The following is a 12974-nucleotide window of genomic DNA, read 5'->3' as shown; positions in this document are numbered from 1 at the left end:
ATCCCCCACGTCCCCCGGATTCCCCGGATCGAGGACTACGCCCTCGTGGGCGACCACCAGACCGCCGCGCTCGTCGGCATGAACGGTTCCGTCGACTGGCTCTGTCTGCCCCGCTTCGACTCGGCCGCCTCTTTCGCCGCGCTGCTCGGCGACGAGCGCAACGGGCACTGGCGGATCGCCCCCGAGGGCGCCGACCGCTGCACCCGGCGCTCCTACCGGCCCGGCACCCTCGTCCTCGACACCGAATGGGAGACCGACGAGGGCGCGGTACGCGTCACCGACCTGATGCCCCAGCGGCATCGCGCCCCCGATCTCGTCCGGATCGTCGAGGGCGTACGCGGCGAGGTGACCGTCCGCAGCACGCTGCGGCTGCGGTTCGACTACGGGTCGGTCGTGCCGTGGATGCGCCGGGTGAACGGGCACCGGGTGGCCGTCGCGGGGCCGGACTCGGTGTGGCTGCGCACCGACGAAGGGGTGCGCACCTGGGGCCGGGACTTCACCACGTACTCGGAGTTCACCGTCGCCGAGGGCGAGCGGGTCGCGTTCGTGCTGACCTGGCATCCCTCGCACGAGCCGCATCCGCCGTTCGTCGACCCGTACGAGGCACTGGACACGGCCGTCTCGGACTGGCGGGACTGGTCGGCGCGCTGTACGTACGACGGGCCGCACCGGGACGCCGTCGTGCGCTCGCTGATCACCCTGAAGGCGCTGACGTACGCGCCGACCGGCGGCATCGTGGCCGCCCCCACCACCTCGCTCCCCGAGGAACTGGGCGGCGTACGCAACTGGGACTACCGCTACTGCTGGCTGCGCGACTCCACGCTCACCCTGAACGCGCTGCTGGCGGCGGGCTACCACGAGGAGGCCGAGAGCTGGCGCGACTGGCTGCTGCGGGCGGTGGCGGGCGACCCGGCGGACCTCCAGATCATGTACGGGCTCGCCGGTGAGCGTCGGCTGCCCGAGTTCGAACTGGACTGGCTGCCCGGTTTCGGCGGCTCGGCCCCGGTGCGCATCGGCAACGCGGCCGTGCGGCAGCTCCAGCTCGACGTGTACGGCGAGGTGATCGACTCACTGGCGCTGGCCCGGCGTTCGGGGCTGCCGTCCAAGCCGCACATGTGGCGGGTGCAGGTCGCGCTGATGGAGTTCCTCCGGACGGCCTGGCGGCAGCCCGACGAGGGGCTGTGGGAGGTGCGCGGCCCGCGCCGGCACTTCGTGCACTCGAAGGTGATGGCCTGGGTGGCGGCGGACCGCGCGGTGCGTCAGCTCGAACTCAACCCGAAGCTCAACGGCGGCGACCTCGAAGGCTGGCGGGCGATGCGCGACGAGGTGCACCGGGAGGTGTGCGAACGCGGCTACGACCCGGAGCGGAACACGTTCACGCAGTTCTACGGCTCCCGCGAACTCGACGCCGCCGTACTGCTCCTGCCCCGCGTCGGCTTCCTGCCCCCGGACGACCCGCGGATCGTCGGCACCGTCGACGCCGTCAGGGACGAACTGGGGAACAACGGATTCGTACGCCGCTACAGCACGGACGGTCCCGTGGTCGACGGGCTGCCTGGTGACGAGGGCGTGTTCCTGGCCTGCTCGTTCTGGCTGGCGGACGCCCTGCACATGATCGGCCGTACGAAGGAGGCACGCGCGCTCTTCGAACGCCTGGTCGGCGTCACCAACGACGTGGGGCTGCTGGCGGAGGAGTACGACCCGGTCGCCGACCGCCAGCTCGGCAACTTCCCCCAGGCGTTCAGCCACATCGGCCTCGTCAACACGGCCCTCGCCCTGTACGGCGACGAGCGGGCAGGATAGGGACCATGGATCTTGGACTGAAGGACCGGGTGTACGTCGTCACCGGAGCCACCCGCGGACTGGGCAACGCCGCCGCGCGCGAACTCGTCGCCGACGGCGCGAAGGTGGTCGTCACGGGGCGGGACGAGAAGACGGTCGCGGAGGCCGCCGCCGAACTGGGCCCCGGGGCGGTGGGCGTGGCCGCGGACAACGCCGACCCGGAGGTCGCGCAGCGGCTAGTCGCGGCGGCCCGCGAGCACTTCGGGCGCTTCAACGGCATCCTCATCAGCGTGGGCGGTCCGGCACCCGGGTTCGTCGCCGACAACACGGACGAACAGTGGCGGGCCGCGTTCGACTCGGTGTTCCTGGGGGCGGTACGGCTGGCCCGTACCGCCGTGGCGGAGCTGGAGGCGGGCGGGGTCGTCGGGTTCGTGCTGTCCGGGTCGGTGCACGAGCCGATTCCGGGGCTGACCATCTCCAACGGCCTGCGGCCGGGGCTCGCCGGGTTCGCCAAGTCCCTCGCGGACGAGGTGGGGCCGCGGGGGATCCGGGTGGTGGGGTTGCTGCCGGCGCGCATCGACACGGATCGCGTGCGCGAGCTGGACGGGCTGTCCGCGGATCCCGGGGCGACCCGGGCCGCCAACGAGTCGCGGATTCCGTTGCGGCGGTACGGGAGGCCGGAGGAGTTCGGCCGTACGGCGGCGTTTCTGCTGTCGCCCGCCGCGAGCTATCTGACGGGGGTCATGGTGCCTGTCGACGGGGGGATGCGGCACGGGTTCTGAGCCTGTGCCTCCTGGACCGGGCCCCCCGCCCGGGTTTCGGCCCAGGTCGCTGCCCGAAAGGATGAAGATCCCGGTGGAACGGCGTGTCGCCGACCGTGGGACCGGCACGCTTCCCTTTCCGGAGACGGGCGCGGCGATCAGGGGGCTGGAGTGGAACGGCGACAGGAACGAACTCCGTTGCACCACCGGACGCGTTACCTGTTCGACAGGACACTGGCCCGCAGCACCGGAACCCTGCTCGGCTGGCTCGCCCTGTGCTGCCTGGCGATCGTCGTACCCGTCAGCGCCCTGCTGGTGTGGACGGACCCCGCCGCCCCGCCCTCCCTGTCGGGCCGGCTCACCCAGGTGTGGCGCACCAGCGCGGAAACCCTGCGCCTCGGCGCCGCGACCGGCGCACCCCTGCGGATGCTGCTGTCCGTCCTGCTCGGCCTGATCGCCCTGCTGTGCGTGTCGACAGTCGTCGGAGTCGTCACCACGAGCCTGGGAGACCGGCTCACGGAACTGAGACGAGGCCGTTCCCGGATCCTGGAACACGACCACACCGTGGTCCTCGGCTGGTCCGACCAGATCTTCACCCTGGTCGCCGAACTGATCGCCGCACGTCCCGCCGGCGCCCGGCATGTGATCACCATCCTCGCGGACCGGGACCCGGCCGCCATGGAAACGGCCCTCACCACCGCCCTGGGAGCCGCCGTCGGCGTCCGCCTGGAATGCCGCACCGGATCACCGACCGACCCCGACTCCCTGGCCCTGGTCACGCCGGGCACGGCCCGGACGGTGACGGTACTGCCAGCCGAGGACGCCGACGGCGATCTGACGGTCGTACGGACCCTGCTGGCACTGCGTACCCTGCTGGACGCCGAGAACGGCCCGCGCGTGGTGGCCGCCGTACGCGACGGACGCCATCTGCCGGCCGCGCGGCTCGCCGCCGGACCGCGCGGCACCGTCCTGGAGACCGACCGGACCACCGCGCGGCTGCTCCTCCAGACCGCCGGACACCCCGGGATGTCGTCGGTGCTGCGCGACCTCCTGGACTTCTCCGGAGCCGAATTCCACGTCATCGGCATTCCGCAGGCGGCGGGCCTGACCTTCGAGGACATGGCGCTGCGCCTGGAGACGTCCTGCGCCGTGGGACTCCTGCGGGCGGACGGCCCTCCGCTGCTCACTCCGGCGCCGTGGACCGTGCTGGAACCGGGAGACCGGCTGGTGACCGTCGCCCACGACGACCGCCCCGTCCCGCTCACCGACCGCCGCGCACAGGTCGACGCCAGCGCCGTGGCACCGCCCCGCCCACGGCCCGGCCCTCCCTCACGGCTGCTGCTCCTGGGATGGAACCGGCGTGCCCCGCTGATCGTGGACATCCTGCGCCGGACCGCCCGGCCGGGCTCCGTCCTCGACGTCGTCACCGCCGAGGACACCGGCCCCCCGCCGAACCGGACCCCGGGCCGCGAGCACCCCTCGCCGCTGCGTGTCGCGCACCGAACGGGTGACCCTGCCGCCCCCGAGACCCTCAGCGGCCTGGACCTCGGCGCCTACGACAGCGTCATCGCCCTCGGAGCGGACCAGGAGACATGCCCCGAACGGTCCGACGGCCGAACCCTGTTGAACCTGCTGACCCTGCGCTCCTGGGAAGAGAGAACACACCGGGTACTGCCCGTGGTGGCCGAGATGCACGACCACCGCAGCCGGCGGATCGCCCCGCTCGGCCACGCGTCCGACGTAGTCCTTCGGGGAGAACTCACCGCCCTGCTGATGGCACAGATCGTGCACGACCCCGAACTGGCCGCCGTGTTCGAGGAGATCTTCGCCGTGCGCGGCGGAGCGCTCGCCCTGCGCACGGCCGACCACTACGTGCTGCCCGGCCGGGAGACCTCCTTCGCGACCGTGGTCGCGGCGGCACTGGGACGCGACGAGTGCGCGATCGGCTACCGCGCCCATGACCCGCACACGCTCCGCCCCCACCACAGCGTCCAGCTGTGCCCCGCCAAGTCCGAACGGCGCGTCTGGAGCGCCGAGGACGAGATCCTGGTGCTGACGCCGGGCCGGAGCGAACCCGGCACGCCCGGCCCCGGCCGGTACGCCCTGCCCGGCATGCGGCCGGAACGCGGGGAAGGAGACTCGCCGCCGAGCGTGCCCGAAGCCGGTGTCTCCCCTTGAGTGGTTCCGGTGCCCGGCCCACCCGGTGACGCGGTCCGTGCGGGTCGTCCACGGGGCCGGGCGGGTCGTCCGTCCAGCGGCGGCCCCGTCCCGCGCGGGCAGCATGCCGAGCCGGCCTCGGGGGTGTCCCCGGCACGCCACGGCGTCGGCCCTGGCGCCGGTACACGCCGCGGCCATGACGGAAGCGGACGCTCCGGAGCCGATCCCTAGCCGACCAGGCGGCGGCGCCACTCCAGAGGAGTGACGGTGATGGCCCGGTCGGGGTCACGGTCCCAGTCGGCCTGGAGACCGGCCGCTTCCAGGGCGGCCACGACCTCGTGGCCGACGGCCGCGGTGGTCTCGGACGAGCCGTCGAAGCCTCCGTAGAGAAGCGTCATTCCGTGGCCTGCCGCTGCGGAGTCCGTGCACTGGGAGTGGAAAAAGACGAAGCCACGGGCGTCCGTCCCGCCCTCGCCGCCGATCTCGGACCGGCCGCAGCCGAGGCAGCAGGTGAAGTTCTCGCGGGCGGTGATACCGGCCTCCCGCAGGGCGGCGAACGCGCGGGTGAGCCGTTCCGGGTCGGTCTCGCCCTTCCAGTCGGCCTGCTCCGCGACACGCTCCAGCCACATCCGGTCGGCCAGCGCCGCCGCCTGCTCGCGCGACACGGGCCGGCGGTCCGCGGTGACCAGGTACTCCTCGGCGAGCTCCGCCAGCTCGGCACGGTCCGCGTACCCGCCGACCAGCACCTCGCGGACGCGCTTCTCCAGCTCCTCGCGCTCGCCTTCGGCCAGGTCGAGCGGCGGCACCTCGCGGGTGAGGCCCATGTCCAGCAGCGACCAGGCCGGCTCGGTGCCCCGGCCGGACCCGGGCCGGGCCCAGCCGGTCAGCGCCTCGATCACGGCTTCGGGACCGTCGACCAGCACCTGGAAGTGGCGGGCGGCGGTACCGGCGCGGTGCTCCAGCGTGTAGTCCCCGCCCGTCTCGTGCCAGACCTGGGCGAAGACATCGGGCAGGTCGGGGATCCGCTGGACCACCAGGAACCGGTCACCGTCACCGCCGATCCGCCGGACCAGCCCGGCCAGCTCCTCCGCGGACACACGAACGTGCCGCTCCCCGTTCTCGGTCCTCACCACGATCTCGAGCATGCTCCGACTGTGACACGCCCCACTGACAGCGGGCCTCCCCGGGACCCGCGGCTCAGCTCACCCTTTCCGCCGAGTGCTTCGCGCCCCGCAGGCTCACCTCTGTCGGCAGTGACTTGAGGCCCGCCGAGTCGCGGGCGTTCGCCAGCGCCTCCGTCGTGAGGCGCAGCAGCGCCTCGCCCGGGGCCGCGTGCGGCTGCAGGAGGAGCTGGACCCGGGCCTCGGGTGCTGTGCGTCGGCCTGTCAGGGCGACATGGGCTCGTTGCACGCCCTCCAGTCGGGCCGCCTCCCCTGTGATCGCGTTCTCCATGGCCCGGCCTCGCAGAAGGGCTCCCTCGCCGTCGCCCGTGTCGACCAGGACCTCGGTGAGGCGACGTCGGCGGAGTACCGCGGCCAGCCACCACAGGGCCAGGAGGACCACGGCGGCCAGGACGGCAAGTACCGTCGGCCACCACCAGCCGGCGTCCCGGTAGTGGGTCCGCTCGGCGTTGCTCAGCAGTACGTCGTGGCGGTCGTCGTGGATCCACCATGTCGGCCATCGGCTGCCCAGCCCCACGGCCAGTACCGAGCCGCCGGTGACGATCAGGGCGAGGCCGACGAGGCCCACCAGTACGCGGTTGACGATGCGCTGCATCCGTCCTCACCCCTTCCGGCCGGGGCGGGCGACACTCACCGACAGGGCCGGCGGCCGGGACAGGCCGAGGCTCCTGATCGCGTCGGCGAGCACGTCGTCCAGGTCGGCCCGTACGTCGTCGAGTTCGCGGAAGTGGCAGACCGCGCGGATGTCGGCCCTGGTGCGGGTCATCCGGACCCGGACCGACTGGACGCCGGACACCTCCACGGCCCGGTCGCGCAGCACCATCGCGGCGGCGGCCCGGTGCAGGCCGGCCCGGACGTCGGTGTGGGCGCGGCGCATCGGCAGGACGCCGCGCAGACCGGGTGTGACGGCGAGGACGAGCAGCCAGCCGCCGACGGCCACGGCGGCACCGGCGCCGACCAGGACCCAGGTGTCGTCGAGGGGGCGCTGCGCGAGCTGCCTGGCGAGTGACCTGCGCCAGCTCATGGCGGGGCGGTCGGCGCGTACGGCGGTGATGTCGTAGAGGAACGCGCCCGCGCCGCAGAGGAGCAGCAGCGCGAGGAGGGCCGCGGGGACCCGGCGCGCCGACCAGAAGCGGCGGCCCGGGGCGCCGTCCGTGTCGCCGCCGAGGGTGGGCAGTGGGTCGTGGACGGGGTCGGACAAGGGCCGCCCCGGTCCGTTGGTGCCGGTCGCGTCTTCGTTCGTCTTCTCCAGTACTGGCAGTCGTCGGGTGTTCCCGGAGCCGTCGAAGCCCTGGGGCTCGCTCATCGCGTCCTCCCCTGTGCCTTCCCTGGTGCCGCACCGTGCGGCGGTGCCAGGTGCAGCCGCTCGATCTCCACGGCGACCTCCGGCACATCCATTCCCGCCAGGCCGTGTACCCGCGATGCGACCCGATCACGCACCGTCGCGCACTGGCCTCCGATATCGGAGGGATACGGGAGTTCGAGGCTCACGCGGACGCGGGCCCTGCCGTGGTGGACGACGACCGTGGCGTGCGGCGGTACCGCGTCCGGGGGCAGTGCGGCCAGCGCCTCGCGGGCCGCCTGCGCGGCGATCTTCGCGACGACCCGGTCGGCGATCCGGGTGGCACCACGATCACCCGGCGGCACGTCCGTCCGGGCACTGCCGGGCGTACGGGTCCGTCCGGACCGTTCCTCACCGGACTGCGCCTCGGCCACGGGGCGTCACCGCCGTCTGTCGTCGCGGGTACGGAAGAAGTCGCGCGGGTCCAGGTCGCCCTCCAGGAACCGGCCGACGACGAAGCCGAGGGCGCCCAGGGCCGCCACCAGCAGAAACGCGCCGAAGCCGCCGAAGTACCCGGCGAATCCCAGTGCCATTCCGGCGATCATGCCGATCACGGCGATGCTCATGCTGCCCTGCCTCCCCGGTCGTTCCCGGTTGGTTTCCGGTTCCCTTTCGATGCCCCGAATCTCGATGCCCGGAAATCAGTCACTGCAGCCGGGGTTCGGGGGCTTCTTCCTCTTCGTCGGGCAGTTTGACGTCCGTCACCGCGATGTTGACCTCGACGACCTCCAGGCCGGTCATGCGCTCGACGGCCGCGATGACGTTCTCGCGCACGGCCCGGGCCACGTCGGCGATCGAGACGCCGTACTCGACGACGATCTCCAGGTCGAGGGCCGTCTGCACCTCTCCGACCTCGGCCTTCACACCGCGGGCGACGGATTTCGAGGCGCCGCCCGGCACCCGGTCGCGGACCACGCCGAAGGTCCGGGACAGGCCGCTGCCCATGGCGTGCACGCCGAGGACGTCACGCGCGGCGAGCCCGGCGATCTTCTCGACGACTCCGTCGGCGATCGTGGTGCGCCCCCGGTCCGCGGGGTCGCCGCCGCCGCGCCTGGTGACGTTCGTCTTCCGGAGCGGAGCGGCCGTCGGGTCGTCGCCCTCGTTCCCGGGCTGCTCGGGCTGGTTCCGCTGGGTCATGTCGGTCATCGCCGTACATCCCTTCCGGTCGTCCTCCACGGCCCACATTAGGCGGGGTCGGGCGGACGCGCGCCGGGGATGCGGCAGGCAGGCGATACGAGTGTGGGCGGACGGTCCGGGGAGCCGGGCTCGACCGCCCCGGGGACACCGGCGTCGGCGACCGCGACCGGAGCCGCCGCTGCCCGGTCCGAGCGGCGGGCGGACCGGGGCGCCACAGACGGGGACCGGGAGCCGCCGCCCTGCGGCGACGGCCTCTCACCAGCGTGTACGGGCGGGGTCAGTCGCCGACGCCCGCCAGGTCCCGCAGCCGGCGGGCCTGCGCGGCACGCTCGGCGGTGCGCTGTTCGTCGTACGTCCGGCCCTGGACGCCTCGCAGCAGCGCCTTCGTCTCGACGAGGGCGTCGCGGGGCGCGGCGAGCAGGGCGGCCGACAGGTCGCGTACGGCGTCGTCGAGCCGCTCGGCCGGTACGGCGATGTTGGCGAGGCCCGTGCTCACGGCCTCCTCCGCCTGGACGAAGCGGCCGGTCGCGCAGATCTCCAGCGCGCGGGCGTAGCCGACCAGGCCGACGAGCGGATGGGTGCCCGTCAGGTCGGGCACGAGGCCCAGGCTGGTCTCGCGCATGGCGAACTGCACGTCGTCGGCGACGACGCGCAGGTCACAGGCGAGCGCGAGCTGGAAGCCCGCGCCGACGGCGTGTCCCTGGACGGCGGCGATGGACACGAGGTCGCTGCGCCGCCACCAGGTGAAGCCCTCCTGGTACTCGGCGATGGTGCCGTCCAGGGTGGCGTCGTCGCTGCGTGCGAGGTCGATGAACGACGGCTCGCCGTCGAAGCCCTCGGGTGTGAAGGCCTGCCGGTCGAGTCCGGCCGAGAACGACTTGCCCTCGGCGCGCAGCACGACGACGCGCACGGTGCCCGGCAGCAGCCGGCCCGCCTCGGCCAGCGCCCGCCACAGGGCGGGGCTCTGCGCGTTGCGCTTGGCCGGGTTGGTCAGCGTCACCGTGGCGACCGCGTCGTCGACGGTGAGTCGTACGCCGTCCTTGTCGAGTACGGAAACTTCGGGACCTTGACCAACGACGTCCTGGTCGAACGAAGCCATGGGGCGCCTCCGATGAGTGCGGTCGGATCAGGGTGCCCCCTACGGGGCGCACCTAAGTGACTGCACAGTAACCACCCGGCCGGTCAGCAGACCGACCGGGTGGCCACCATCGAAGCCGACGAGTCGTCGGGGATCAGGCCGAAGCAGCCTTCTTGCCCCGTGTCGCCCCGCCCCGGCCACGGAGCGTGACGCCCGACTCGCTGAGCATCCGGTGTACGAAGCCATACGAGCGACCGGTTTCTTCGGCCAGCGCTCGAATGCTCGCACCGGAGTCGTACTTCTTCTTCAGGTCTGCCGCGAGCTTGTCGCGCGCGGCGCCGGTTACCCGGCTGCCCTTCTTCAGAGTCTCGGCCACCCGTGCCTCCTCGTGGGAAGTGCGCTCTGGTCCTCTCATGATCACCCCTCAAGCGCCTCATGGCCACCCATTCGGCAAGGTCCGTGAGACAAGGTTTTGACGACAGGAGCGTGTCCCCACAAGCGGAATTTGCAATTCCATAGTCGGTTGTCCGTACGGCCGAACGAGTTGTTCCGCGAAATGCCTGGTCAGGAACGCGCGACGGCCGGGCCCTCGTCGATGAAGGGCCCGGCCGCGAAATGGATGTAGGACACACCTCGGTATGAGGAGATCTCACTCAGATGATGGATCACGGATCGGCCGAATGATCCAGAGGAAGTGGATCAGCGATTCGATCAAGTGACCGTGGCCGTCGGCCGGGGCCGGACGACCGGGGTGGGGGCCGGTCAGGCGAGGGCCACCAGGTCCGCGTAGTCGGCTCCCCACAGGTCCTCGACGCCGTCCGGCAGCAGGATGATCCGCTCCGGCTGGAGCGCGTGCACGGCGCCCTCGTCGTGGGTGACGAGGACGACGGCGCCCTTGTACGTGCGCAGCGCGCCGAGGATCTCCTCGCGGCTGGCCGGGTCGAGGTTGTTCGTCGGCTCGTCCAGGAGGAGCACGTTCGCGGAGGAGACCACGAGGGTCGCGAGCGCCAGACGGGTCTTCTCGCCGCCGGAGAGGACGCCTGCGGGCTTGTCCACGTCGTCGCCGGAGAAGAGGAACGAGCCGAGCGTCTTGCGGACCTCGACCAGGTCGAGGTCGGGGTTGGCGGAGCGCATGTTCTCCAGGACCGAGCGCTCGGGGTCGAGGGTCTCGTGCTCCTGCGCGTAGTAGCCGAGCTTGAGCCCGTGGCCCTCGATCACCTCTCCTGTGTCGGGCTTCTCGGCGCCGCCGAGCAGCCGCAGGAGGGTCGTCTTGCCGGCGCCGTTGAGGCCGAGGATGACGACGCGGGAGCCCTTGTCGATGGCCAGGTCGACGTCGGTGAAGATCTCCAGGGAGCCGTAGGACTTCGACAGGCCCTCCGCCATGAGCGGGGTCTTGCCGCAGGGCGCGGGCTCCGGGAAGCGCAGCTTGGCGACCTTGTCGGAGACCCGTACCGCGTCGAGCCCGGCGAGCAGCCGGTCGGCGCGCTTGGCCATGTTCTGCGCGGCGACCGTCTTGGTGGCCTTGGCGCGCATCTTGTCGGCCTGCGCGTTCAGCGCGGCGGCCTTCTTCTCGGCGTTCTGGCGCTCGCGCTTGCGGCGCTTCTCGTCGGCCTCGCGCTGCTGCTGGTAGAGCTTCCAGCCCATGTTGTAGACGTCGATCTGGGCGCGGTTGGCGTCCAGGTAGAACACCTTGTTGACGACCGTCTCGACCAGTTCGACATCGTGGGAGATCACGATGAAGCCACCGCGGTAGGTCTTCAGGTAGTCACGCAGCCAGACGATGGAGTCCGCGTCGAGGTGGTTGGTGGGCTCGTCGAGCAGCAGGGTGTCCGCGTCCGAGAACAGGATGCGGGCCAGCTCGATACGGCGCCGCTGACCGCCGGAGAGCGTGTGCAGGGGCTGGCCGAGCACCCGGTCGGGCAGGTTGAGCGCGGCGGCGATGGTGGCGGCCTCGGCCTCCGCGGAGTAGCCGCCCTTGGTGAGGAACTCCGTCTCCTGGCGCTCGTACTGCCGCATGGCCTTCTCGCGCGTGGCGCCCGAGCCGTTGGCGATGCGCTGTTCGTTCTCGCGCATCTTGCGGATCAGGGTGTCCAGTCCGCGCGCGGAGAGGATGCGGTCGCTCGCCAGCACGTCCAGGTCGCCGGTGCGGGGGTCCTGGGGGAGGTAGCCGACCTCGCCGGAGCGGGCGATCTGGCCCGCCGCGGGGATGCCCTCGCCCGCGAGGACCTTGGTGAGGGTCGTCTTGCCGGCGCCGTTGCGGCCGACCAGGCCGATGCGGTCGCCCTTGGTGATACGGAAGGTGGCGGACTCGATGAGGACACGTGCGCCGGCGCGCAGCTCGATACCGGAAGCGGAGATCACGGACAGACTCCAGGGCGGGGTTGTTGGCGGGGTGGGCGGCTGAGGACTTTCCCGCCGTCTAATGCGCGAGGAGACAGGCCATGGGACAAGTCTAACGGGGTCGTGCAAGCACTTTCTCTGCGTGCGGGTGTTCGGGACGGGTCCCCCGTTCGGACCTCTGTCCGGCGCCGCAGCTCAGGCCGCGTATCAGGATGACGTCATGCAGTTCGACGACGACGCCGATCTCGACACCTCCGAGGTCCAGGACGTACGCGGCAGCCGGGTCCCGGGAGGCAGAGCGACCGTCGGGGGTGGCATCGGCGTCCTGCTCGCGCTGGTTCTGGGCCTGTTCTTCGGTGTCGGCCCGGACCAGCTGGGCCTGTCCTCCGGCGGCGACGGGCCCACGGCGACCGCCTCCTCCCTCGCGCAGGTGCAGCGGACCTGCCGTACCGGCCGGGACGCGAACACCAGGGACGACTGCCGCATCGTGGCGGTGGTCAACAGCGTCCAGGACTTCTGGGACGGGGAGTTCGCGCGCGGCCCGAACACGTACACGCGGTCACCGACCGTGGTCTTCAGCGAGCGGGTGGGCACCGCGTGCGGCACGGCGACCTCGGCGGTGGGCCCGTTCTACTGCCCCGGCGACCGCAAGGTCTATCTGGACCTGGGCTTCTTCGACGAGCTGCGGACGACGTTCGGCGCCGACGGCGGCCCGTTCGCACAGGCATACGTGGTGGCGCACGAGTACGGGCACCACGTCCAGGACCTCCTGGGCACCCTGGGCAGGTCCCAGGACGGCCGTACGGGCGCGAACAGCAACGCGGTACGGGTGGAGCTCCAGGCGGACTGCTACGCGGGGGTGTGGGCCAACCACGCGACCACGACGAACGACGAGTCGACCGGGCGCCCGCTGATCACCAGCCTCACCGACGCCGACATCCGGGACGGCCTGGACGCCGCGGCTGCCGTGGGCGACGACCGTATCCAGGAGCGCTTCCAGGGGCGGGTGACACCGGAGACATGGACGCACGGCTCGGCGGAGCAGCGCCGGCAGTGGTTCCAGGAGGGGTACAGCACCGGGGACACGGCCCGCTGCGACACCTTCCGCTGAGCGGGGCGACGGGACGGGACGGACGCGGGACCGCTTGCCGGGGCGTTGTCAGTGGCCGGTGCAAGACTGGGCGCAGGCCGTTCTT

At 72.1% G+C, this 12974-nt stretch carries 13 protein-coding genes; 4 read left to right on the top strand and 9 right to left on the bottom strand.

Going from position 1 to position 12974, the window contains the following annotated elements; translation table 11 throughout:
- Positions 1-18: 18 nt before the first annotated feature.
- From OG595_RS33830 to OG595_RS33820, 3 genes are all read left to right on the top strand, one after another.
- Positions 19-1803, top strand: a complete 1785-nt coding sequence (locus tag OG595_RS33830; RefSeq protein ID WP_329283430.1) for a glycoside hydrolase family 15 protein — start codon at positions 19-21, stop codon at positions 1801-1803.
- 5 nt (positions 1804-1808) lie between these two features.
- Positions 1809-2564, top strand: coding sequence for an SDR family oxidoreductase (locus OG595_RS33825; RefSeq protein WP_329278710.1), 756 nt, complete (start codon positions 1809-1811; stop codon positions 2562-2564).
- A 177-nt stretch (positions 2565-2741) separates the two neighbouring features.
- Positions 2742-4721, top strand: coding sequence for a CASTOR/POLLUX-related putative ion channel (locus tag OG595_RS33820; RefSeq protein WP_329278708.1), 1980 nt, complete (start codon positions 2742-2744; stop codon positions 4719-4721).
- A gap of 206 nt (positions 4722-4927) precedes the next feature.
- Here OG595_RS33820 and OG595_RS33815 read toward each other — a convergent pair whose 3' ends face one another.
- The 9 genes from OG595_RS33815 to OG595_RS33775 all read right to left on the bottom strand — a co-directional run bounded on the left by OG595_RS33815 (position 4928) and on the right by OG595_RS33775 (position 11799).
- The gene (locus tag OG595_RS33815; RefSeq protein WP_329278707.1) at positions 4928-5845 is read right to left on the bottom strand and encodes a DUF6891 domain-containing protein; all 918 of its coding nucleotides are present in this window, start codon (positions 5843-5845) and stop codon (positions 4928-4930) included.
- Positions 5846-5897: 52 nt separating this feature from the next.
- Complete coding sequence (amaP, locus tag OG595_RS33810) at positions 5898-6476, bottom strand: alkaline shock response membrane anchor protein AmaP (RefSeq protein WP_329278705.1); 579 nt, start codon at positions 6474-6476, stop codon at positions 5898-5900.
- 6 nt (positions 6477-6482) lie between these two features.
- A complete protein-coding gene (locus OG595_RS33805; RefSeq protein ID WP_329278703.1) occupies positions 6483-7187 on the bottom strand; it encodes a DUF6286 domain-containing protein in 705 nt (234 codons plus the stop codon).
- Positions 7184-7597 (bottom strand): hypothetical protein, encoded by a 414-nt coding sequence (locus OG595_RS33800; protein ID WP_443073272.1) that lies wholly within the window; start codon positions 7595-7597, stop codon positions 7184-7186. The genes OG595_RS33805 and OG595_RS33800 overlap by 4 nt, the downstream gene beginning before the upstream one ends.
- Before the next feature lie 6 nt (positions 7598-7603).
- The gene (locus OG595_RS33795) at positions 7604-7789 is read right to left on the bottom strand and encodes a hypothetical protein (protein WP_329278702.1); all 186 of its coding nucleotides are present in this window, start codon (positions 7787-7789) and stop codon (positions 7604-7606) included.
- Between the two features lie 79 nt (positions 7790-7868).
- Positions 7869-8369: an Asp23/Gls24 family envelope stress response protein gene (locus OG595_RS33790; protein WP_329278701.1), complete on the bottom strand. Its 501-nt coding sequence runs from the start codon at positions 8367-8369 to the stop codon at positions 7869-7871.
- Positions 8370-8637: 268 nt separating this feature from the next.
- The gene (locus OG595_RS33785; RefSeq protein WP_329278699.1) at positions 8638-9459 is read right to left on the bottom strand and encodes an enoyl-CoA hydratase/isomerase family protein; all 822 of its coding nucleotides are present in this window, start codon (positions 9457-9459) and stop codon (positions 8638-8640) included.
- 133 nt (positions 9460-9592) lie between these two features.
- Positions 9593-9814, bottom strand: coding sequence for a helix-turn-helix domain-containing protein (locus tag OG595_RS33780; protein WP_006123601.1), 222 nt, complete (start codon positions 9812-9814; stop codon positions 9593-9595).
- A gap of 386 nt (positions 9815-10200) precedes the next feature.
- Positions 10201-11799, bottom strand: coding sequence for an ABC-F family ATP-binding cassette domain-containing protein (locus OG595_RS33775; protein ID WP_329278697.1), 1599 nt, complete (start codon positions 11797-11799; stop codon positions 10201-10203).
- A 199-nt stretch (positions 11800-11998) separates the two neighbouring features.
- Between OG595_RS33775 and ypfJ the strand changes: the two genes are divergently transcribed.
- A complete protein-coding gene (gene ypfJ / locus OG595_RS33770) occupies positions 11999-12889 on the top strand; it encodes a KPN_02809 family neutral zinc metallopeptidase (RefSeq protein WP_329278696.1) in 891 nt (296 codons plus the stop codon).
- The last annotated feature ends 85 nt before the right edge of the window (positions 12890-12974 follow it).

This window comes from Streptomyces sp. NBC_01451, assembly GCF_036227485.1.
In the GTDB taxonomy this organism is placed as follows: Bacteria; Actinomycetota; Actinomycetes; order Streptomycetales; family Streptomycetaceae; genus Streptomyces.
This window is presented reverse-complemented; position numbering and strand designations above follow the sequence as displayed.

What these genes read in the sequence shown, in the direction of transcription:
- OG595_RS33825 (WP_329278710.1), top strand. Translation starts at nt 1,809, where the DNA reads ATGGATCTTGGACTGAAGGACCGGGTGTACGTCGTCACCGGAGCCACC.
- OG595_RS33815 (WP_329278707.1), bottom strand. Translation starts at nt 5,845, where the DNA reads ATGCTCGAGATCGTGGTGAGGACCGAGAACGGGGAGCGGCACGTTCGT.
- amaP (WP_329278705.1), bottom strand. Translation starts at nt 6,476, where the DNA reads ATGCAGCGCATCGTCAACCGCGTACTGGTGGGCCTCGTCGGCCTCGCC.
- OG595_RS33805 (WP_329278703.1), bottom strand. Translation starts at nt 7,187, where the DNA reads ATGAGCGAGCCCCAGGGCTTCGACGGCTCCGGGAACACCCGACGACTG.
- OG595_RS33795 (WP_329278702.1), bottom strand. Translation starts at nt 7,789, where the DNA reads ATGAGCATCGCCGTGATCGGCATGATCGCCGGAATGGCACTGGGATTC.
- OG595_RS33790 (WP_329278701.1), bottom strand. Translation starts at nt 8,369, where the DNA reads ATGACCGACATGACCCAGCGGAACCAGCCCGAGCAGCCCGGGAACGAG.
- OG595_RS33785 (WP_329278699.1), bottom strand. Translation starts at nt 9,459, where the DNA reads ATGGCTTCGTTCGACCAGGACGTCGTTGGTCAAGGTCCCGAAGTTTCC.
- ypfJ (WP_329278696.1), top strand. Translation starts at nt 11,999, where the DNA reads ATGCAGTTCGACGACGACGCCGATCTCGACACCTCCGAGGTCCAGGAC.